Raw genomic sequence first — 23,259 nt, forward strand, 5'->3', positions numbered from 1 at the left:
TTCATTGGCAAATGATTTATCAGCTTAAGCATAAAGAAAACAGGTCCCAAATTCAGCTCAGAGGTAATTCAATTGGGAGGTATCCTTTGAGCGCTTTGATGTCGAAGCCTATTCAAACTTTGATGTCTGGAGGAGCATTTGAAGAAATGATTGGCAAGGAGAGTTTAGCGAAAGATCATGTGCTTGGCGAAGTGCATTTACTACTGTTGAATTATGCGAAGTTGGGTAGTGGATCGGATAGTTTGCAAAAGAAGGCAAAGCAACTTCATTTAATAGAAAAGAAATTGTTCAAATGGTATTCTCTCCATCGTATTGTCGCAAAAAAAGATGGTCGTTTCGTCACTTCGCATCAGTCAATAAAGGTGTTTAACTTATTAGAGGATTTAAGAGTAGAGCATCAGGATTTGATAAAAGAATTGATGAATAGCAAAGGTCACTTATGGGTGCCTGGAATTGAAGATATGGCGCAACATAGGCAAGAATACGTGCAAAGAACTTGGCAAATGTTGGCGCAGGGTTCTGGCAGGTTGAAAGTCGATGATGTTGATGAAGTTGGTTTATTCAAAAGCACACATGACCCTAAGTTCAAAGCATACATATTATCAATGTTTGCGAAAATAATGACAATACCGATGGGGAGGATGATTGTCAGAAGGTTGATGGAAGGAGCAGAGAACTATAGCTTGACTATTTCAAAAGACAAAACGCCGAGAGAAAAACAGACGATGCCTAGATTGTTTACTCATGAGAAGGTCTTGGAGGAACAAAGGCAAAGCTCAGTTTATCATGGAGGTCTGGGGAGACAAGAAAAGAAATTCTCAGAGCATGAGTTATTATTCCCTGAGGTATATACTGATCACCGATATTTGAGATGTTCCAAACATTGGGCTTTATCATTAAGAGAGATCAAAGCGTGTTCTATTCCTGAGAAAAAGGTAAAACCTAAAAGCGCAGTTGAAGATGGTATTGAAATGTCTATGATGACAGGGGCTACTGCAATGCCTACGATAATTGATCCCGAAGTGTCTGTTACTGATAAGTTGGGTCGAAAGAAGTTTATTCCCGAGGCCGACGAATCTCGAGAATCTGATTGGGTTGAAATTAGCGACCATGGTGTGGGATATGTCGAGACTTTGGGGATGTTGGAATTGTCACCGGCATTTTTGCAATTATTTAGACACTTAGTGGATGTTTATCGTGTCCATAATGGCTTCTCTCATCCATTGCCAATAAAGGAATTATATGCTACTGATCCTGATTTGAAACGTTGGACTTCAAGAGAGATGCATGAAATGGCTCTGTGGGAAAATGAATTTAGAATGGAATATGGCTTGCCTTCATGCAAATGGAATAAGTTTTTGCATTTGGGAGATGTTTTGAAGAATTCGGATTTTAATTAAAAGTAGAATTATATTTATAATAAATCGAATTGGTTTTAAAGATTTGGGATTCAAATAACCTTATCTATTTTATGCTTGTTTGAGTGTTGAAGTCAAGTGGAAAAGCGAGTGGAGTACGATTTTTATTCAAGACAAAGAAATGCGAAATTGAATCATAGACAACAGTCTATGAGTAGAATGCCAGCGTCTCTCAATACTGAACAAGTATCTCCTATTCAAGCATTAATGGGATGCGAGACTTTTGAGCAGATGATTGGAAGTGAAAAGTTACCTAATGATCAAACTTTGAAAGACATTCATCTGCAATTAAAGAAATATGAGGAATTGCAATCGAGTGACGATTTAAAAGCCCGTTTGGAATGGCTTCGAGAGATCGAGCTTCATTTGTATCATTGGTATAAGTGCCACCCTTTTGTTCGAAAGTCAAGCGGTGGATATACCGCGCATGCTCATATTATTCCAATATTGAATTTATTGGAAGATTTGAGAGTTGAACATCAGCATGTGATAGGTATGTTGATCGAGCGAGGAGGGGATCTTTGGATACCGGGGATTGAGAAGATGGATTCGACAAGACAGTCGAACTTGCAGGCAACTTGGAAGAGATTGGTAAGAGGGACTGGGCGTTTAAGCGTATGCGATGTGACTATGCCCGGCTTTTTTTCAGATACGCATCATCCTACTTTTAAAGCTTATGTTTTTTCAATGTTGGCTAAAATCATGTCAAGTCCTACTGGAAGGGTTTTAATTCGAAACTTGATGGATGGAGGAGAACTTCATACAACCAAAATAAGCGTTGACAAGGCTCCTAGAGACAAACAGACTGTTCCAAGAGTATTTACTGAATATAAAGCATTGGAAACTTCGTCGCCGTATTTTCATGGAGGTGTTGCCAGAGATGTCAAGGTCAGAACAGATAGAGAAATTCTGTTTCCCGAGGTGTATACTGACAATAAGTTTTTAAGGCATTCGACTACGTGGGATTATAAGCCATCCGGGCTGAAAGCGAGAAGAATCCCTGAAGATAAATTTCAAACACCTAAAGCAACTGGCGATGGACAAGAAATGCAGTCAATGGCCGGAGCAACTGCTCATGAAGTGCATATAGACCCTGTGAAGTCATTAACAGACACTTTGGGCAGAGCTGAATTTATGCCAAAGACTAAAGGAGAAAGGTCAAGCGATTGGGTTGAGTTGGACAGCGGAGGGATGAATTATATGGAGACGGTATCTAATTTGGAATTATCGCCAGCTTTTCTCCAGCTGTTTAGATACCTTGTGGATGTTCACAGAAGACAATATGGTTACCATCATGTAGGGAAGTCCGTAAGGCCGGAACTTTATCAGACAGATCCTGAGTTGAAGCGATGGAAGTCCAAGGAGATGCATGAGATGGTAGAATGGGAGAATAGGTTCAGAGCCGAATATAAAATGCCATTGGTTAAATGGAATATGTTTTTGCATGTTGGAGACGTATTGAAGAGCACTAAGTTTAGCGAATGAATGTTATGAGAATATAATATTTTACAAGTATATTAGGTATGAAAATTGCAACTTTATCTCAAGAGCAAAGATGATTTGGAGATGGATGATTTATAGCAAATAATTATTGTTGTTTATTCGAATTTCGTCTTTTTTTTTCCAAATCTCGTCATATATAAGCATGCTCTAATCCTTAACTTTGGTTTGTTAATTTAGATTAAATAAAAATAATGTTAACAAATCAAAAACCCAAAACAATCAGAGATATTCCCACAAGCAGTCATTTATTTTCAGATTCGTCTGCTGATATGTATGAAGAGGGGATTGGAAAAGGAATTGCTTATATCAAAGATTTTTTGGCTAAAGACAATTTCTTTAGCGGCAAGGATGTAGAAGAGTTGGCTCAGTTTAATCTGCATAGTCAGTTAGATAGCGATCAAGTGGAACTTGATCAGGCTCTTGTGGAGATAAAGAAAAGGTATTTGGACCATGCCATATCATTTCATCATCCAACATATGTCGCTCATTTGAATTGTCCAGTCTTAATTCCTTCTTTGGTAGGCGAAATGTTAGCTAGCGCGGTGAATACCGCAATAGAAACATGGGATCAAAGCACAAACGCAACATTTATCGAGCAAGAAATTCTAGATTGGATTTGCTCAGAGCTAGACTTAGGAGAGAATGCTGATGGTATCTTTACAAGCGGGGGCTCTCAGTCCAATATGATGGGTGTGTTGATGGCTCGTGATCATTACGCTTTTAAGCATTATGGAATAAATTTGAAGGAAGATGGATGGTTCGAGGAAGTGAGCCGTTTTAAAATCTTTTGTTCTGAAAAAGCGCATTTCAGTATTAAAAAGAACTCTGGAATATTAGGCCTGGGCTTCAACGCTGTTATACCCGTGAAAGTAGATGAGCATATGCGAATGTGTCCTGTTGCATTGGAGCAAGCAATTGCTGAAGAAAAAGCAAAAGGAAATATTCCTATAGCAATAGTAGCCACTATGGGAACGACAGACTATGGCAGTTTTGATCCGTTGAATCAAATTGTGAATATCGCCAAGGCATCAGATATGTGGGTGCATATGGATGGCGCTTACGGCGGTTGCTTTGCTATGACAGAGACGCATAAGCATTATTTTGAGAGCATTGATATGATAGATTCGGCTACAATAGATTTTCATAAGACATTCTATCAGCCGTTATGCTCAAGTGTGTTTTTGCTTAAGAATAAAGATTTGTTCAAATATGTTTCCTATTATGCTGATTACTTGAATCCTGAAGACGGACGAGATGAGCACAGGCCTGATTTGATTGAGAAATCATTGCAAACAACAAGAAGGTTCGACGCTTTGAAAATGTGGTTCAGCTTAAGGGTCACAGGCAAGAAGAGGATAGTCTCTTATCTTGAACAAGTGCATGAGACCATTGTCGAAGTGGCAAGTCGCATGAGAGGAGACGCCGAGCTGGAATTGGCGCATGAACCTGCATTGAGCACAATAGTATTTCGCTTTAACCCAACAGGTTTGGATGATGAATATCTGAATCAAATCAATTTACATGTCAAGAAAACGCTTTTTGACAGTGGAAGAGCTTCTGTTGCCAGCACTAAACTAAATGGCAATTTGTATTTGAAATTCACTTTGTTGAATCCAAATACTGGCGTGGAGGCATTGCTTCATATCGTTGAGATGATCAAGCAGGAAGCGGCCGAATACGCAATGGCTGAAGTATGATTTTTTCTACCTAATAACTACATTACTATGAATCAAGATAATATATTGGATTTTGTGGCCATTGGCGTTGGTCCTTTTAATTTGAGTTTGGCTTGTTTGACTGAGCCTGTGGATGGCTTGGATGGCGTCTTTCTGGACAGATCAGAGAGTTTTGATTGGCATCCGGGGATGATGCTGGAGAGCACTACTTTGCAGATTCCTTTTATGGCGGATCTGGTAACTTTGGCGGATCCTACGAGTAAGTTCAGCTTTTTGAATTATATTAAGCAAAAGGGGCGTATTTATTCCTTTTATATCAAAGAGAGTTTTCTTTTGATGAGAAAGGAATATAATCAGTATTGCCAATGGGTAATCGAGCAATTGTCTAATGTGCACTTCAATACAGAGGTGGAAACTATCGAATACATAGAGGATGAAAAGCTCTATGTGGTGATAAGCAGAAATAATGCGACTGGAGCTGTTACCGCTTATAAGACTAAGAAGCTAGTTTTGGGAACTGGTACAGGTCCTTATGTGCCAAAGTCGATGAATCCGATTAGCGATAATCTGATTCATTCTTCACAATACCTTTACCATAAAGAGGAAATTCAAGAAAAGAAGCGAATTTCTGTTGTGGGAAGCGGACAAAGTGCCGCGGAGATATTCTATGATTTGTTGCAAGAAATTGACACTAAGGAATATGCTTTAAGTTGGGTGACTCGTTCGCCGAGATATTTTCCTTTGGAATACAGCAAACTGACTTTGGAAATGACTTCGCCTGAATATGTTGATTATTTCTATAATCTTCCATCTGAGAAGAGAGATGAATTGATTGCTAATCAAAAGCATTTGTATAAAGGAATCAATCAAGATTTAATTGCTGAGATTTTTGATTTGCTGTATATCAAGAGACTTTCTTCTGATTATGAGGTGAATCTTCGAACGAATTCTGAAGTGGTCAATTCATATGTAGGAGACGACAGAAGCCTGAATTTGGAAGTTCATCAAACAGAGCAAGACAAATATTATTTGCACAAAACAGATTTTGTGATCGCTGCAACAGGATATGGTTATCGTCAGCCTGAATTTATAGAATCCATCGCTTCAAGAATCAAATGGGATGAGAAAAATCGCTATGATGTGTCAAGAAATTACACCATTGATATTAACAATAGCGAGATTTATGTTCAGAATGCGGAGTTGCATACGCATGGCTTTGTGACGCCGGACTTGGGAATGGTATGTTATCGCAATTCTTATATAATCAATGAGCTTATGGGCAGGGAAGTTTATCCTGTAGAAAGCAGAATCGCTTTCCAACAATTTGAGGTAAGCCCTGAAGAAGAAATCGTGCCTCAATTAGAAATTCAATAAATATGAAGTTGACTTATCTATTGGTAGTGATGACTTTGATAGCTGTGGTCAGCGATTATATGTTGCATCCGTTTTATCCGCAGTTTTTTCAAAGCAGATTTGGAGTGGAAGATCCGAAATATGTGGGATATTATTTCGCTTCAATCTGTTTCATGGTGATGTTGGCGTTTCCTTTATGGGCTTATGTTTCGAAAAAAATAGCTGAACTGAATATATTGATTTACACGCAGTTGATTGCTGGTATTTTGGCGATTGCGTGTTATTTCAGCACTTCGTTTGCATCATTCTGGGTACTGGCTTTGATTATGGTCATGTTCAAGGCCAGCTACCTGTTGGTGTATCCGTTTATCTTGAAAACTAGCGATGAAAACGACCATGGCAAGCTGATCGGTATGTTGTCAGTGGTCGTGCATATGGGAGGAATATGTGGGGCTGTTTTGGGCGGTATGGTGGTGGATTTCCTCCGCCCGGAACATATCTTTTTGGTGATGGCGTCGGGCGATTTTCTTCAAATGGGAGTAAGCGCTTGGCTTTTGAAACGTAAGTATGGTCAATCAATATCAGTAGGTGAGTCTAATAACAAGCCGTCGGAAAGTAAAGACAGCGCTTTCTTGCCGGCTTATATATGGAGATTAGGGCTTGTGATGTTTGTGGTGTATTTCAGTGAATTCCTGTCCAGGCCCTTTTTCTCCATGTTTTGGGAATCTATTTCGAATTTTGACAGTAAGTTGATATCGGGATTTGTGTATGCTGTTCCAGGGTTTGTAGCCTTGGCTACTTTGTGGTATGAGAAGAAGTTTAATGTCAATGAAAAGGCATATGTCAAATTTATACCTGCTGTTATTTTTGGTGTGTCTGGTTTTGCGCTTCAAGCAGCTGGTATTGAAGCCGCAGTTATTATTGGACGATTGATGTTGGGCTGGGCTGTTTTCAAGATGGATGTTGGTTTGGATGTAATGCTTTTTGAGCAAAGCACTCCTGAGTCATATTCTGTGGATTACAGCAAGGTGCATTTTTTCCAAAATCTAGGTGTATTAATTTCCTCCTTTTCAGTAGGGTTGATGGTGGATCATTTTGGTCTTTCGGTTCCGTTTCAGGTATCCTTGATCGGGTTCGCCATCACTTTTGCTTTATATTATCTTTTATTAAGAAAGTACGCCAACTCGGTCAAAGGTCAAAATGATTTGACGATGGAGTCGGCAAATGAAAAATTATTGGCCAATGAAAACTGATATAAATAGCGAAAAGGCCATTCTTTTCGAAAGAGATTATAGCTCTTTTGGCAAGGTAGAGGTCATGGAGTATAATCATGAAGACCATTTGGATAGTCTTCATGACTGGGTGAATAGAGATTACGCGTTCTTTTGGGGATTGCAAAATTCTAGTGTTGAGAATGTCAGAGAAGAATATGATCGTTTATTGGAGCCTGATCATTATTATATATTTATCGGCATGTATCAGGAGAAAATGTCTTTTCTGATGGAACAGTATAATCCCAAGCTTGATGAGGTAGGCTTGCATTATCCAGTGCAGAATGGAGATGCAGGGATTCATATTATCCTTGCTCCTTCGAATAAGAAAAAAATTGAGAACTTCAGTTGGCATATGTTTCAAACGATTCTCGATTTTGTTTTTTGCGATCCTGAGATTAACAGAATCGTGGTCGAGCCTGATATTCGCAACAAGAAAATGTTTGCCATCTGCCAAAGAGTGGGGTTTGAGTTGGATGAAATAATCGAATTGCCTCATAAAACAGCCCAATTAGCCTTCTTGACAAGAGAAAAACACAATCAAATGAAAAATACAAGCATACATAAAAGAAGCGTTTTGAACGCGCATGACAACACTGTGTCTCCTCAGCAATCCACAGCTCATATTTCATCGGAAGTATGGGCGAAAGCGAATAGATTGTTGGTTCGCAAAGAATTGACAGAGTTTAGCCATGAAAGAATCCTGAATCCTCAGCCTATTCACCAATTTGATGAAGCATGGTCATTGTATCAAGTTTTCGCGGATGACGAGGCTATTGTATATGAGTTTAAGGCGAGACTCTTGATGATGAATCAATTGCTTATTGATACTGACACCATTGTGAAGAGAGTGAATGGCGAAAATCAAGATTTGGATGCTGTATTGTTCATTAAGGAATTCAGAAATCAATTAGGGATTGACAATAATAGGCTTCCGGTTTATTTGGAGGAAATATTAAGCACGCTTCATGGAAGTGTGTTTAAGCATACGAAAGGAAATCCTGTTGCCGCAGAATTGGCGCAAGCTGACTTTCAAACAATTGAGCAAGCGATGATGGAAGGCCACCCGGGTTTTGTCGCAAATAATGGTCGCATAGGGTTTGATAGTTCTGATTATATCTCATACGCTCCTGAAGCTGGGAATTCATTTTCACTTCTTTGGCTGGCAGGACATAAAGATAATACGGTTTACTCAGGCTTGGAAAGCTTGCCTTATCAGAAGACTATCATACAGGAACTGGGCGAGGAAATTATAGGCAAATTCAATGAGGCGATCGAAAACAAAGGCTACAATCCAGACGATTACTTATTCATACCGGTTCATCCATGGCAATGGTTCAACAAGCTTTCGAATATCTTCGCTTCGGAAATAGCTGTAGGGAGGCTAATATGTCTTGGTTATAGCCCTGATCAGTACATGGCTCAACAATCCATTCGAACGCTCTTTAATATATCAAACCCTGAAAAATTTTATACAAAGACATCTTTGTCGATACTCAATATGGGGTTCATGAGAGGCTTGCCATTGTATTATCTTGGTACCGCTCCTAAGATGGCCGTATGGCTGGAAGATTTGCTGTACAATGACCCTTATATTCAACGAAATGGATATAGAATGCTTAGCGAAGTTGCTTCAGTGAGCTATGTGAACCAATATTTTGAAGAATTCGGCCCGCATAATGATTATAACAAAATGATTGCGTCATTGTGGAGAGAAAGCCCGATGGCTAATGTGGAGGAAGGCCAAACGCCAATGACTATGGCGGCTTTACTGCATATTGATCATGAAGGGAACGCATTGCTTCCAGAGTTGATAAAAGCATCCGATTTAAGTACTGACGATTGGTTGAGGTCCTACTTTAAGGCATACTTGAGTCCAATGGTGCATTGTTTCTATAAGCATGACTTGGTATTCATGCCGCATGGGGAAAATATTATCTTGGTTATGGAAAATCATGCGCCAAAGTATATGTTCCTAAAAGATATTACAGAGGAAGCATGCATTTTAAGTCCGGATGTGGAGTTGCCTGAACACTTAAAGCGCATGTATGCGCCAGTTCCTGACGATGTTAAGTTATTGTCGATTTTCACGGATATGTTTGATGGTTTCTTTAGATATATGGCTTTGATTATGGTAGAGCATATGGGCTATGATGAGAAGAGGTTCTGGGAATTAGTAGCAGAGAATGTTAGCGAGTACCAAGAAGAGTTCCCGGAGTTAAATCAAAAGTTTGAAAAGTACGACCTTTTTGCTGAAGACTTTAAACTTTCGTGTCTGAATAGATTGCAGTTGAATGACAATAAGCAAATGATCGACTTGGATGATCCAGTCGCATTGCTTCAATTCGCAGGAAGGCTTGAAAACCCATTGCATATTTTCAAAGCTCAAGAATCCATTTAACGTCTTATATCAAATAGAAATGAATACTGTAGAAATAAAATCTAACAACACAGAGATACTACATTCCAAGCAAATAGACGGCATAGGCATTTTAGAGTTAAGAAGAATGAGTATCGAACGAGATATTCAATTGCTTCATCAATGGGTGAATATGGATTATGCCGTGTATTGGGAGATGCAGGGGCAGACGGTGGAGGAAGTGACAAAAGCGTACCAAGAATTTCTGGCTCTTTCTTATTACGATGTGTTGATCGGGACATTGAATGGGAGGCAGATGTTTTTGTTGGAGCGATATAAAGCCAGCAATGATACAATCGCTGAATATTATGATGTGCGAGAGGATGACTATGGCATGCATATCTTGCTTTCACCGGTTAAAGAACGAATTCCTAAGTTTTCATGGCATGTTTTTTCATTTGTTGTTGAATTTATGTTCAGTGATGAGAAAGTCAATCGCATAGTTGTGGAACCAGATGTGAGAAATGATAAGATACACGTTCTCAACAAGAAAGCGGGATTTGAATATCAGAAAGAAATCGCTTTGCCGCATAAAAATGCGTATCTGGCATTTTGCACAAGAGAAAGCTATAATAAAGCCCACAGTTCAAAAGAAGATGGAAATAAGGCTACAGTAAATTCGGAGTATGTTTGGACGCTGGTGAACAGGCAGCATGTGTCGAAAATGCTGGGAGAATTCCTTCACGAATTATTGTTGGAACACACTGAGGTCAAAGAAGGCAAGTATTGCGTTAAAAGCGATAATGGCAATGCAAATTATTATTTTGATGCTAAGCGCAAGGCGTTGGATCACTGGAACATTGATACAATGAGTATTGTCAAGCAAGTTGAAGGCAGGGCGGATGAAATCAATGCGATTCAATTTGTCATGGAATTCAAAGAGCAACTGGGTATTCCTGATGAGTTTTTGCCTACGTATTTAGAAGAAATTATAGCTACTTTGAAGGGAGCGGCTTTTAAATATGAGCATCAAAAATTTTCTTCCAAGGACTTGGTCGTTGGAGGTTTTCAAGAAATTGAGCATGCCATGACTGAAGGGCATCCAATTTTTGTCGCTAATAATGGAAGAATAGGTTTCAATGCACAGGACTTTGAGATTTATGCTCCGGAGGCCAATCAAATATTCGAGCTTGTATGGCTTGCCGGACATAAATCCAGAGCAAAGTTTACAGCGGTGGAAAACTTGACTTATAAGTCGGTTTTGGATCAGGAACTGGGTGATAGCCAGCAACAAGAATTCAGTTCAAGACTTGTCAATATGGGCTTGAATGCAAAAGACTATATATTGATTCCCGTGCATCCTTGGCAATGGGAAAATAAGATTCAATCTATATTTGCTCCGGATATAGCAAATAAAAATCTAGTTTACCTTGGAAGGGGAAAAGAAAAGTATTCTCCACAACAGTCTATTAGAACGCTTTTCAATGCTTCAAATCCTGAAAATTATTATGTGAAGACAGCATTGTCAATATTGAATATGGGATTTATGAGAGGGCTTTCGCCGTATTACATGCAAAGCACTCCGCCTATTACTGACTGGATCACGCAACTTTTCGCTGAGGATGAATACTTAGCTTCAAAGGGCTTTGAAATGTTGGGTGAGGTGGCGACTGTTGGCTATAGAAATTTCAATTTCGAGCCGATGGGAAGAACTCACGCATACAACAAAATGCTTTCAGCTTTATGGAGAGAAAGTCCTGTCGACAAAGTCAAAGAAGGGCAGCAATTAATGACGATGGCGGCTTTGTTGCATAAGGATAATGAAGGCATTGCTTTTGTAAGCGAGATGATTGGTGTCTCGGGCTTAATGCCAAAAAAGTGGCTTAGAGAATACCTTAATGCTTACCTAAGCCCTCTATTGCATTGCTTTTATCATCATGAAATTGTTTTCATGCCGCATGGTGAAAACATTATCATGGCTTTTGAAAATGGCGTGCCATTGAAAGTTTTTATGAAAGATATCACTGAGGAAGTGATCGTTTTCAACAAGAGCATCGAGCTCCCAGGGCATGTGGATAGATTGTTTTTGGATACCACTGATGAGATGAAGCTTTCTTATATACTCAATGATGTATTTGATGGCTTCTTCAGATTCTTGGCTGATATTTTGGATCAGGATGGACTGATAGCTGAGCAAGAATTTTGGCAGGAGGTAGCCGATTGCATAATGGATTATCAATATGATTACCCGGAGTTGGAAGAAAAGTTCCAACGTTATGATTTTTTCCAAGCTGAATTTCCTCGTTGCTGCTTGAATCGTTTGCAACTTAAAAACACGAAGCAAATGCTCAATTTGGCAGATCCATTCGGCAGCCTTCAATGGAAGGGAACATTGGTCAATCCAGTGGCAAAGTACAAACTGACAGAAGTAGACAAATAAACAAACAACTACATATTACATACTAATGAATCAGAATAGAGTAATAACCATAGATATGGCAAGAGGCTTGAGCGTGCTCTTCTTAGCCATTATCCATACACTTTGGATGTATGGAAGCATGGAAACACAGCACTCTTGGCTAGGCCAAATAGTCCATTTTGTCGGCAAAGGGACGGGCATGTTTCTATTGACGATGGGCTTTTCTTTTACTTTGTCGAGAAACAATTCTTTGAAACTAAGTGTCAAAAGAGCTTTCTATGTTTTGGGACTTGGATATTTTATGAATTTCATGAAATTCGTCGCTCCGATTTTGGGTGGATTTGAATCATCGGTGTTTATAGAGCAATACACTTCAGCTTATGGCTGGACATTGCCTTTGACAGCTTCAAACTTGTTGTTTATGCTGTCCACAGGCGATATTCTCCAGATGGCTGGAGTGGCATTGTTGCTTATGGGCTTGATTCATCACTTTTTCAGAAATCAAAAGTTCGCGCCTTTGATTGCGGCATTTGTTATCATAGCAGTGAGTCCATTTGTTCATGGATTTAGAGTCGGCATAGTTGGCTTGGATTATATCCTTGATTTGCTATGGGGGGCTGAGTGGAATGTGTATTTCGCAGTGTTTCCATGGTCGGCTTTTATTTTAATTGGGATGTTCTTTGGCTATTGGTACCAGGAAAAAAGAGATTTTGAGCATGTTGCGAAGATGATGCTTTATATCGGTATAGTTTTTTTTGCATTTGGCGGTGGCCTTTGCATGTATGACTTCGATTATCATTTTAAGGATTTCTTTCATTTAGGTCCCGGCGGAGTAGTCTATTTGGCAGGATTTAATTTGATTATGATTTCTTTGTCGAGGTATTTGGTTAAGTTCATTACAAATGATAGACTAAAAGATTTCATATATTATTGCAGCAAGAGAGTCACTAGTTTCTATATCATTCAATGGTCTTTGATTTGTTGGGGATTGGGAATTATCGGGTATCAACAATATGATATTCCGGGTACATTAGGACTTATGTTATTTTTTGTCTTGTTGAGTTTTGGGTGCCAATATTTGTGGGACATAGTAGTTTCGTTGAGAAAGCCAAAAACTAATCTGAGAGTAGCTCAGTAAGCACTTTGGGTAATTAATTTAATAGGTATAAATTTTTGGTGTTTTTTTAGAATGCGAAGCTCTCGTGGTGGTGAGCTTTTCGAAATCCCCATGCAAGTGGGGATTTCACTTTATTTAAAAGGATAGGATATAGGTTAGTATAAGATAGGGTTAAGATGGGACAAGCGTTGGAGTTGTTATTGGATACGCTAAATAATCGATTAGCGATAGTGATGTTGTGCATGGTTGCTTTGGAATGGTTGTTTCTTGCGGTAAGAAAATGTATAAAAAGCCATAAAGAAGGGTTGGTTAATTTATTGTCATATGTTATAGAGTCGTTACTGTATATATTTCTCGGGCCAATATTGCTATATGGTTTCATGGTATGGATATACCAATATCGTATTTTCACTTTGGGTTATGAATGGTATATATGGGTAATCGCTTTTTTACTATATGATTTTATGTTTTATGCGGTCCATTATTTGGGACATAAAGTAAGATTGTTTTGGTGCATACATGGAGTGCATCATACGGCAAGGGAAATGAAGCTGACCGTAGCGGTGAGAGGTTCGTTTTTAGGCTTTTTCCATACGCCGCTTACGATAATATTTCTTCCCGTATTGGGTTTTGATCCTTTTATGATTTATATCGTGGAGACTTTTGGTAAATTCTATGGATTGTATGAGCATGTGAATGAAAATGTGGTAGGCAAGCAGCCTTGGTTGGAAAAAATATTTATTACTCCTTCTGTTCATAGAGTGCATCATGCCAGGAATTACGAGTATTTGGACAGAAACTATGGGGAGACATTTTCAATTTGGGACAAACTATTCGGGACATTCCAAACCGAGATAAAAGAGGTGCAGCCGGTTTACGGCTTGATGGATGATCCCATTAATAGTGAGAATTATTTTCAAATTCAGTTTTATCTATGGAAAGGATTATGGAAAGATATCAGAAACGCGCCGACTGTGATGGATAAGGTTAAATACGTGTTTATGCCTCCAGGCTGGAATCATATTGATGGAGGCAAATTGGCTGAAGATTTTAGAGAGGAAGCACTCAAAGAATTGGAGAAAAAGACAGTTGAAGTTTAATGTTATATAGGCAATTATTGGGAAGCCTTGGCGGATTGTATGCCAAGGTTTTTTTGTGTGAAAAGTAATCATTTAGAGAAAATAAGGCTTGGGTTGCGATATGTTTGATGAATGGCATAAAGTTTTAATACTGTTTCTTGAAAGCAATTTAAAGATAAAAAGAAGCGTTAAAAGATAAGACAGGCAAAGTTGCAGCCTGTATGTTTTTGTGGAATGTTTTTTATTTCAAGATTGGACGGTTCATTGTGTCGGATCCTCTATTTTTAAATGATGAAAATTCATGAGTTTAACCATTGAGAATGTCATATTAGTCGGCTCATTATTGCTGTTTTTAAGCATAATTGTTGGAAAAACTTCGTATAAATTCGGTGTTCCTACTTTGTTGTTGTTTTTGGCAATAGGCATGTCTGCTGGATCTGAAGGAGTATTGGGGATACATTTCGACAGTCCTGAAATCGCCCAATTTATCGGGGTGGTCTCATTGAATTTTATTTTGTTCTCGGGAGGTTTGGATACCAGTTGGTCTGCGGTCAAGCCAGTGCTAAAGGAAGGCTTGCTTTTATCAACAGCAGGCGTGTTTTTTACTGCTTTGTCAATTGGTTTGTTCGTCTGGATGATTACGGACTTTACTGTCTATGAGAGTTTATTGCTGGGCTCTATTGTCTCCTCAACGGATGCGGCGGCGGTGTTTTCAATTTTAAGATCAAAGAATTTAGCATTGAAATACAACATTAGGCCTACTTTGGAATTGGAAAGCGGCAGCAATGATCCAATGGCCTATGTATTGACTATAGCATTTTTGACTTTGGTTGTCAATCAAGACCAGAGCGTGTTGAGTATAATTCCATTGTTTTTTCAGCAGATGATACTTGGAGCTTTGGCAGGGTTTGTTTTTGGAAAACTAAGCACGCTTGTGATCAACAAAATCGCCCTAGGCTTTGAGGGTTTGTATCCTGTTTTAGTGATTGCTTTGATGTTCATTACATTTTCGCTGACCGATGTTGTGGGAGGCAATGGGTTTTTGGCTATTTACATATGCGCGGTTTATCTTGGAAATCAGAATTTGATTCATAAAGTGTCCATATTGAAAATGTTTGACGGAATAGCTTGGTTGATGCAAATCGTGTTATTCCTGACCTTGGGATTGCTTGTCTTTCCTTCCCAAATAATTCCTTATATGGGCTTGGGCTTGTTGATCTCCTTGTTTCTTATTGTGGTCGCAAGGCCAGTTGGAGTCTTTTTGAGTTTTCTGTTTTTTAAGATGCGAATGAAACGAAAATATTATATTTCTTGGGTGGGCTTGAGAGGCGCTGTTCCCATAGTGTTCGCCACTTATCCATTGATCGAAGGCATTGAAAAGGCGCATATAATATTCAACATCGTGTTTTTTATTTCTGTTACTTCGGTATTGATTCAAGGCACGACGCTTTCTTTGTTTGCCAAGCTCTTGAAAGTATCCTTGCCCGAAAAGGTGAAGCCTATTACCGAGAATGATCGGTATATATTGGATTTGCCTAAGTCGGATATGAAAGAAGTGATTGTTCCAGAGGAAAGCTATATTGTAAATAAGCGAATAGTTGATATTCACTTTCCCAAGTCGGCTTTTATTGTCATGATCAAAAGAGATGGGCAGTTCGTTCGTCCGGGAGGAGCAACAGTCATCGAAGCCAATGATGTGCTGGTGACTTTGCTTGATAATGAGAACAGTATTTTGCAGGTGAATGAAGTTGTGAATCAAAGAGCTTGAATTAGCCCGAAAAATATTCGAGCTAAATAATGTATAATCAATCGTGATAATTTCTAGAAGCTATTTGGAATAGGTTTATTTGATGCCAAGACTTGTTTCAATTGACTTCGAGACAGGATAAATCCTTTCTTTTGGCAATAATCTTTTTGCTTCCGTGTATTTGCCTTGCTTGCGAAGTTGATAAATTTTCTTTGTCAATGGAGTCATATCAACGATTTCTTCTATCCAGTTGTCATTGTATTCTTCGATTAAAAACCTGCTGATCCCGACTTGAATGGAGCGCTCTTGAAGTTTGCCTCCTTTGAGTGTTCTTTCGGGGTCCCACTGAATGTGAACTTTGGCTTGATCAAACATTTTTTCCCAATCAATGCCACTAGAGTAAATGTCTTTGTCGGGATGAGTTAAAATACCCATGGCCAAGGCTTTTTCCCAACATTCTCTTTTGATTTTAATGCCAAGTATATATTCTTGGTTCGACTTGTTAGCCCAGTTGCTACGCTCCATCAACCACAAATAGGAAGGTTTGATCCATGTCATTCTATTAAATGAGAAAGGCTTTTCAAAACGATTGTTTTTAATAGCAGGCAATGCGATGTTTTTGTTATATGCTTGATAAACAGTTATGGTTTTATTGTCGTAGTCCGCTCTTATTTCTTGATGTTTCATTAAGTTGTTTAGTGTTTATTATTTGATTGTTGGGTCGGAAGAATCTTGTAGTGTCATTTAACAGATATAGATATGAACTGTCTGTTTTGTATTTGTAGAAATTTCTAATAAAACCACATTCGTCAATGAATATACCGATGAGTTTATCATCTCTCATATAATAGGTATAAAACATGTATCCTTCTTCCGATTTATAATATTTTCGGATGGGAGCCCCGTCTTTTGTTGGCATTTGATCTATTAATTGAGCAGTCTGGCCATAGACTAAAAACTTGCTAGAATCATTTATTAAATACTCAAAACGATTTTGACGTAGGTTAGTATTATAAAATTCTTCTTTTGCAAACTCTATGATGACAGTATCTCCTTTGATTTGCTTTTTATAAATTAATGTATCTACCTTGTGTATTTTCCTAAATCGATAATCAATAAATATTACCTCTTCGTATTCTGGCTTAAGCATATATGTGCCGAAAACCAAGAGTATAATAATCAATATGTTGATTGGCCAGAAGATTGTATTGCGCATATTTTTTATCGATTATTGTCAAGAGATTCTCTGATTGCTTTTTTTAGATTGTTGCCATCGACGGGTTCATAAATAGGCCAAGTTTGCATAGTGTGAGCTTTGGTCTATTCATGAAAATGAGTTATAATGTTAATATATTTTAATAATATTTAATATTTCACATCTACTTTCATTTTTTTTTAATAATAATTTATTTTTTAATGTTTTGATAATATTATATTGGTGTTTTATATTTTTACTTGACGAAGTTTAGAAATGTCATATTGTAAATCAGAATAGAACCATATTTTCTTTTTTAAATATAAAATAATGAAGCGATTTTACTTTTTGCTGTTGATTACGCTATGGACAGCTTTTGATTTGTATGCAGAAAATAAACCTAATTGGGTTGAGGATGTGAGAGCCTTAGACCCTTTGGATGAGAATCAGATGAAGTCTTTTGGAGAGGCTTATTATTTATTGTTGAATAAACAGTATCATATAGAAGAGGGAACATATTATTATAGTGCCGTCATACAATTATTAACTGAACAAGGAGTTCAAAACTTCTCCAATATTAGTATTACTTATGATCCCTCGTATGAAAAGGTCAATTGGCATGAGGTGGCTGTTATACGTGGAAGTGAAAAAGTCAATAAACTTGAACGTTCACAGATAAAAACGTTTCATCAGGAAAGCGAAGCAGAGAGATTTATTTATAATGGCACAAAGACGCAAAGTTTGGAAGTTAAGGATGTTCGTATAGGAGATGTATTAGTGTATTCGTTTTCACGAACTGGTAAAAACCCTGTGTTTGATGATCGGTTTGCTTTGCAAACCAATCTTAATTTTGGTCAAAAGCTAGGAAAAATATATTACAGCTTCATATACGATTCTAAAAGAAATCTAAAAATAGATACATTGAATTGTGTAAATGAAATTAATCATGAAAAGTTGAGTTTAGGCGCATTAGTTAAAGAGACTTGGCAAGGTGAAAATATTTTGCCGATTTATTATGAAGAAATGGTGCCGGCTTGGCATGTAGTGAATATGAGACTCCAAATATCAGAATATCCTACATGGAAGTCTGTGGTGGATTGGGCTATGCCTTTATACACTTTGCAAAACATTGCTCCAGTGATTAAAGAAAAAGTAAATGAAGTTAAAAGGCAGTATCCAAATAAATCGGATCAGATTACAGCATTAATACGGTTTGTGCAAGATGAGATTCGTTATTTGGGTTTTGAAGATGGTATACATGGGTATAAGCCGCATGATCCTACACAGATATTCAGTCAAAGATATGGAGATTGTAAGGATAAAGCGTTTTTGTTAATACATATGCTTGATGAACTAAATGTCGAGGCTTATGCTGCTCTTGTTAATAGTAGCAATAATAAGATTTTCAATTATTGCCAACCTTCACCATATGTATTTGATCATTGTATCGTAGTGATTAATGATGAGGGTGAAAATATTTGGGTGGATGCCACTTTTTCATCTCAGGGAGGAAGTTACAGAGAAATTTTTTGTCCTAACTACGGTAAGGCTTTGGTTTTACGAAAGGGTGAGAGTGTTCTTACTGAAGTATCAAAATCAAAAAACTATAAAAGAATTATTAATGAATATTTGGATGTCAATGAACATGGAAAGGGAGGTGTTTTTGAAATACAGTCCGAGTATTATGGAGGTGAAGCTGATGAGATTCGAGACTATATTAGGAAGACTGATCTTAGTCGAATGAAGAAAAATTATACGGATTTTTATGCTAAAAAATTTATGTTGCTGAGTAGGGACAGCACTGATATTAGAATAGAAGATGATCGTGAAAAAAATGTATTGAAAGTCAAGGAAAAATATCATATAGAGCAACTTTGGAGAAGAAGTAGTGATCATAGTGCGTATGTATTTGACATAGGTCCTTATACACTTGGACCTGACATAAGTTACCCATCGACAAATGATCGAAAAATGCCTTTTGCTTTGAAATATCCATTGAATGTTGAGCATAATATTTGGTTAAGTATGCCTACGGAGTGGAGTATTGAATCTGAAGAGTTTGAACTTGTAACCGATTACTTTGAAGGGGTGTATGAAGCGGTATATAATGAAATGACTCAAACAGTTGAACTTCATTTTAAATACCATACTAAGAGTGAAGAGGTAAGCTTAGCAGATATACATGAGTTTGTTAGTTTTAATGAAAAACTGGATCAAAATTATTCTTTTCAGCTTATTGATTACGACTATGTAATGGATCATGCTGGAAAAAAAATTACGAATAGTAATATGAGCTATTTGTTTTTGCTTGTGTTTTTGGCCGTATCAATATTTATTTTCTATAAATTAGACAACTCATTTGATCCTGAAGTTGAGCTGGATTACGAAGAATCAGGAAAAATTGCTGGTGTGTATTATTTCATTGCTGTATTAGTTGGCTTGAGCCCTATAATTAATTTTTTTATTATGGTGCGTCATCAATTTTTAAAACATTCGATGTGGAATAATATGTTGACTTTAATTGATAAGAAAAGTTTGTTTGCCGATATATGGGCTATGGGGCATTTCATTGAATATTTTTATATAGTATTTTCTTTTGGGATGTCTGTGTTTTTGGTTTATCAGTTTTATTATAGGCGAAGATCTTTTGTTGTATTGTTTGGAGTGTTTTTGGTTGTTCAAGTGTTGATGGAAGGTTTATTTTACTTGATTGATCTATTTATGTTGAATGGTAACGAGAAGTATGCATATTTAGCGAACCCATCTGCAATATTATTCGCTTTAGTTAAAGCTATTCTTTGGGGTTTGATACTCTATTTCTTTAAAGATGACCTTAAACATACGTTTGTTTATAATCGAAAAGTAAAAAGGCTAGAATATTACTAAGTTTATTCTTCGAAATTATGACTATTAATTTTACTAATGAGTTAGTAGATAGCTTTTAGGTGGAGTATATGAAGCTATATCAAAGGCCTGAAATCTACCTCTTTGATCGTGCTGAAGTCAGTTGAAGTAGGCAATCCCATTCTTTCTCTGATTCGGTTTTCAAATTTTCCTTGAGAATGTTTTTCTTGGTGTTGGAACAAATATTTTCTCGTATGCAGTTCGGAAATAGCATGAAGATATATCCCTAAGTTAAGATAATCTATGTATGGAGTTACAGGTCCTGTTTGGTCAGAAAAGTCGTATTTATAGTTTTGATAGCCAGCACCCGGCAATACCGAAGGACAGAATAAGTATTTGTCTTGGGCGAAATCATCGCGGAGCTTAACGCAGACTCTTAAATCTGATTTTGGCACTGGCCTTGGAACAAAAGAAATGTCCAGAAGTTCGTCTCTTTTGCTTTTGCCCATTTTCACCTTTTCAATTTTTAATTTTTCCTCTTCGAACAAATCCAACTTTTGACCTCTTGGGAGACTGATGTCACTACGGATCACGCCATCTTTGCCAGGAGTTTTGTTTTCCTCCAGAAATACAGGAGGGAATACTCGGGCTTCTCGGCCAAAATGAGCGATCTTGGCTAATAGTTCTCTGCCTTCGGGTATCATCATCAAGCGACTTAAGGCGAGCTGTATTTTTTGAGTGAAGTTAAATGCTTTTCTGTCGGGAAGATGATAATGTGCTCCTTGGGAAACGGGTGCAGGCTTTCTTTTAACCTCATCTGTTTTGGTTGCGCTTGAGGGTGGCAATGAAGCTTCGGGAGATGCTGATGCGACGCTTGTTGATCGCGCAACTGGCAAAGACATGGTGGCAAGTTGCCATCCTGCTTGAGAAGCCAATAATTCCTGATGTTGTCCCAGAGCGCCAGCCCATCCGGTATGTGGATTGATGGATTGTGCTAAGGTGCGTTCCAGTGATCGTTCTTTTTCTTCTGTCGAGGCGTCTGCTCCGAAGACTTTCAGCGTGGTATCATTGTTAACCAGCATTCGCCAAAGATTTTGCGCGTCAGTCCAATGCGACAAGGTTCGCATCACATCGTTTTCGGCGGGGATTTTCCCCATTCCTTCCATCCAAAGCGGCACATCTGATAGTTGGGCAATGCGTATTTCATGGAAGATATGCTCTTCTATTTCGTTAAGCAATGGGTAAATCAAGTCGTTGTAAGGTTTTTCAACGGGAATTCCTCTGGAAAGCTCCAAAGGGTGTTGTCCGATCCATTTATAGCATTCCATTTCTATCTCTCTTAGTATTCGCAAAGAGTTCATTCTTTTGGATGGAATGGGCTTGCGTGATGAGTTTAATGAGTGGTATTCACTGATCAGCGAGATAATTCGTTTAAGCTCTGGTTCAAAAAGACTTGAGAAAAAACCATAGCCTCTATCACTGGCTAGCTGCGAAAATCGCTCAGCGGATATAAGCATTTGGATAGGACTGGAATTGGATGAAATTCGAGGCGGAAACAATGCAATCCCCTTGCCTTGAATGGCAGGCGCTTTTTTTCGATTTGTATATTTTTTATCTCCGCTCAGGTACATTTAGTTATAGGTCGCCTGAATATTTACTTGGAAGAATTAGGAAATGTTTTCGATAGCTTGCAACTATTTTTTTCGAATCTTTTCATAGAAGTTGAAATAACCTAAAAGTGTTTTGACAATTTCAGGCTCGAAGATAGTGGCTTGAATTCTTCTGAATTCGGCAACGAGCAAGTGTTCTGATGCAGAAGCCGATCTTTCTATTCCATCTTGATCGCCTAGGGCGCCTAAAGAAGGGTGGATTGCTTCTTCGAATTGATGGTTTAACAGGTCTGTTCCGCCGACAATGCTTTCCAGCCATTTGCCCCTTGTCAATCGAATTGGAGCGAATACAGCTTCTTCGCCTTTCATATATCTGACATTATGAGGATAAAGCGGTTTTTCTTCTTGGCCTTCCATGCCAGCCGCTTTAAGACAAAGTTCTGCAAAGCTTGAGGGGTGAGCAATGAATCGTTCTTGATAGGCAGGAGAAAGCAAGGTGAAATTATGAGCAAAGTTGGTTCTGCACAACAAGCCTCCGGCTATTGCTTTCGCATTAGCATTTTCGGGTAGATTTTCAGCTCTAATAAGATAAGTGACAATAAGAGATACCAAAGCGATCAGAGCTTGTTGTTCTATCATGGATGAAGAGGCTCCTTTGCCAAACAGTTTAAAGCTAAAATCAACTTGGTCAGAGTCGCTTTCTTGAAAACCAAAATTTAAAAGTTCATGTAGATTCCTCAATTGAGGAAAAGCCCATTCGATATCTGGAACCAACATGCTTGAATCCATAGAATCGGTCGTGTCGATATCCATTCGAATAAATTTTGTCGCTCCTTCGTGACTTCTCTGCAAATCTTGGAGAGGGTCTGTGCCTTCGCCAGTCGCAGCGCTTACAAGCTTTCGAGGAGTGGGATGAGAGCTTTTCCCTTCATTTTTATTTAGGTATTGGATAACTTTGAACAATTCATGAAGCTTGAACCCACAGGTGAATTGAGGTTGAAGCGAGAGCTCTCCCTGAAGGGGATAGAGTCTGAAGTGCCGCGAAGCAGGAACATGGCCTTCCACGTTTAGTTGTTGAAAAAAGCGATCATTCAAATCCAAATGATCCTTGGCTCTATAGCGGTTCATTTCAGCCACAATTTTTTGAATTTCTTTGGCGGTTCTGTCTACTTCAGATTTAGTGTCCAAAGGCGAAGTGACAAATTCTATATTTGAGCCACCTGAGGGACTGTTGTCTGCTTCCAGTATAAAGTCTCGTCCGAAGAAAATAGGATCTTTCTTAGCTAAGTTCGCTCCGCGAAGAGGTGCTTCATGTATTTCATTCTTTTGCATCAGGGTTAGTTCGGCCATGCCTCGGGCCGCTGTTGCTCCCATTTTATGCAAATGAGGATTTGAAGCAATATAGTCGTCTATTTTACTTTCTCTGGCTTGCGTATTTTTTGTAAATTCTTCTTCAAGGAATTCTTGAGATACATGGTCTGGATTCAAATCCCTTACATTCCATTGCCCTTCAAGTTCAAAGCCTATTTTTCTTTGAATAGGAGTTTGGTTTGGAACGCTCATCGGTGGGTGGCATGCCATCTTTTGAATAGCATTGGCAGGGAGGTGTTTCCCGCGGGGAGCTTTTTGTTCTTTTTTATATGTGGGACTTGCTGGACTAAACATTCG

The 23,259-nt window shown here is 38.3% G+C and carries 15 protein-coding genes; 11 read left to right on the forward strand and 4 right to left on the reverse strand.

Features of this window, described 5'->3' with window-relative positions; genetic code table 11:
- Positions 1–11 precede the first annotated feature (11 nt).
- The 10 genes from AABK36_RS06555 (at position 12) to AABK36_RS06600 (ending at position 15,963) form a co-directional block, all read left to right on the forward strand.
- Positions 12–1,400, forward strand: a complete 1,389-nt coding sequence (locus AABK36_RS06555) for a hypothetical protein (RefSeq protein WP_309941465.1) — start codon at positions 12–14, stop codon at positions 1,398–1,400.
- A gap of 96 nt (positions 1,401–1,496) precedes the next feature.
- A complete protein-coding gene (locus AABK36_RS06560; RefSeq protein WP_309941466.1) occupies positions 1,497–2,903 on the forward strand; it encodes a hypothetical protein in 1,407 nt (468 codons plus the stop codon).
- A gap of 209 nt (positions 2,904–3,112) precedes the next feature.
- A complete protein-coding gene (locus AABK36_RS06565) occupies positions 3,113–4,618 on the forward strand; it encodes a pyridoxal phosphate-dependent decarboxylase family protein (RefSeq protein WP_309941468.1) in 1,506 nt (501 codons plus the stop codon).
- Between the two features lie 27 nt (positions 4,619–4,645).
- A complete protein-coding gene (locus tag AABK36_RS06570) occupies positions 4,646–5,971 on the forward strand; it encodes a lysine N(6)-hydroxylase/L-ornithine N(5)-oxygenase family protein (protein WP_309941470.1) in 1,326 nt (441 codons plus the stop codon).
- A gap of 2 nt (positions 5,972–5,973) precedes the next feature.
- Positions 5,974–7,203 (forward strand): MFS transporter, encoded by a 1,230-nt coding sequence (locus AABK36_RS06575; protein ID WP_309941472.1) that lies wholly within the window; start codon positions 5,974–5,976, stop codon positions 7,201–7,203.
- Positions 7,193–9,622, forward strand: a complete 2,430-nt coding sequence (locus tag AABK36_RS06580) for a GNAT family N-acetyltransferase (RefSeq protein WP_309941473.1) — start codon at positions 7,193–7,195, stop codon at positions 9,620–9,622. Before AABK36_RS06575 ends, AABK36_RS06580 begins: the two co-directional genes overlap by 11 nt.
- Before the next feature lie 19 nt (positions 9,623–9,641).
- Positions 9,642–12,020, forward strand: a complete 2,379-nt coding sequence (locus AABK36_RS06585; RefSeq protein WP_309941474.1) for a GNAT family N-acetyltransferase — start codon at positions 9,642–9,644, stop codon at positions 12,018–12,020.
- 25 nt (positions 12,021–12,045) lie between these two features.
- Positions 12,046–13,137 (forward strand): heparan-alpha-glucosaminide N-acetyltransferase domain-containing protein, encoded by a 1,092-nt coding sequence (locus AABK36_RS06590; RefSeq protein ID WP_309941475.1) that lies wholly within the window; start codon positions 12,046–12,048, stop codon positions 13,135–13,137.
- 155 nt (positions 13,138–13,292) lie between these two features.
- Entirely contained in the window at positions 13,293–14,216 is a 924-nt protein-coding gene (locus tag AABK36_RS06595; RefSeq protein ID WP_309941477.1) for a sterol desaturase family protein, read from the forward strand.
- Positions 14,217–14,496: 280 nt separating this feature from the next.
- Complete coding sequence (locus AABK36_RS06600) at positions 14,497–15,963, forward strand: potassium/proton antiporter (protein ID WP_309941479.1); 1,467 nt, start codon at positions 14,497–14,499, stop codon at positions 15,961–15,963.
- A 75-nt stretch (positions 15,964–16,038) separates the two neighbouring features.
- On the opposite strand, the gene AABK36_RS06605 is transcribed toward AABK36_RS06600, so the two are convergent.
- Together AABK36_RS06605 and AABK36_RS06610 are read right to left on the reverse strand one after the other, a co-directional pair.
- Positions 16,039–16,629 carry a DUF4291 domain-containing protein gene (locus AABK36_RS06605; RefSeq protein WP_309941482.1) on the reverse strand — a complete coding sequence of 197 codons (591 nt, stop codon included), beginning with the start codon at positions 16,627–16,629 and terminating at the stop codon, positions 16,039–16,041.
- On the reverse strand, positions 16,592–17,158 hold the full coding sequence (locus AABK36_RS06610) for a hypothetical protein (protein WP_309941484.1): 567 nt from the start codon (positions 17,156–17,158) through the stop codon (positions 16,592–16,594). The genes AABK36_RS06605 and AABK36_RS06610 overlap by 38 nt, the downstream gene beginning before the upstream one ends.
- Before the next feature lie 309 nt (positions 17,159–17,467).
- Between AABK36_RS06610 and AABK36_RS06615 the strand changes: the two genes are divergently transcribed.
- Positions 17,468–20,023, forward strand: a complete 2,556-nt coding sequence (locus tag AABK36_RS06615; protein WP_309941487.1) for a DUF3857 domain-containing transglutaminase family protein — start codon at positions 17,468–17,470, stop codon at positions 20,021–20,023.
- A 74-nt stretch (positions 20,024–20,097) separates the two neighbouring features.
- Here the strand turns inward: AABK36_RS06615 and AABK36_RS06620 are convergent, their stop codons facing one another.
- On the reverse strand, positions 20,098–21,612 hold the full coding sequence (locus tag AABK36_RS06620; protein ID WP_309941489.1) for a hypothetical protein: 1,515 nt from the start codon (positions 21,610–21,612) through the stop codon (positions 20,098–20,100).
- 63 nt (positions 21,613–21,675) lie between these two features.
- Complete coding sequence (locus AABK36_RS06625; RefSeq protein WP_309941491.1) at positions 21,676–23,256, reverse strand: hypothetical protein; 1,581 nt, start codon at positions 23,254–23,256, stop codon at positions 21,676–21,678.
- Between the last annotated feature and the right edge of the window lie 3 nt (positions 23,257–23,259).

Origin of the sequence: Aureibacter tunicatorum, from assembly GCF_036492635.1 — a bacterium.
In the GTDB taxonomy this organism is placed as follows: domain Bacteria; phylum Bacteroidota; class Bacteroidia; order Cytophagales; family Cyclobacteriaceae; genus Aureibacter; species Aureibacter tunicatorum.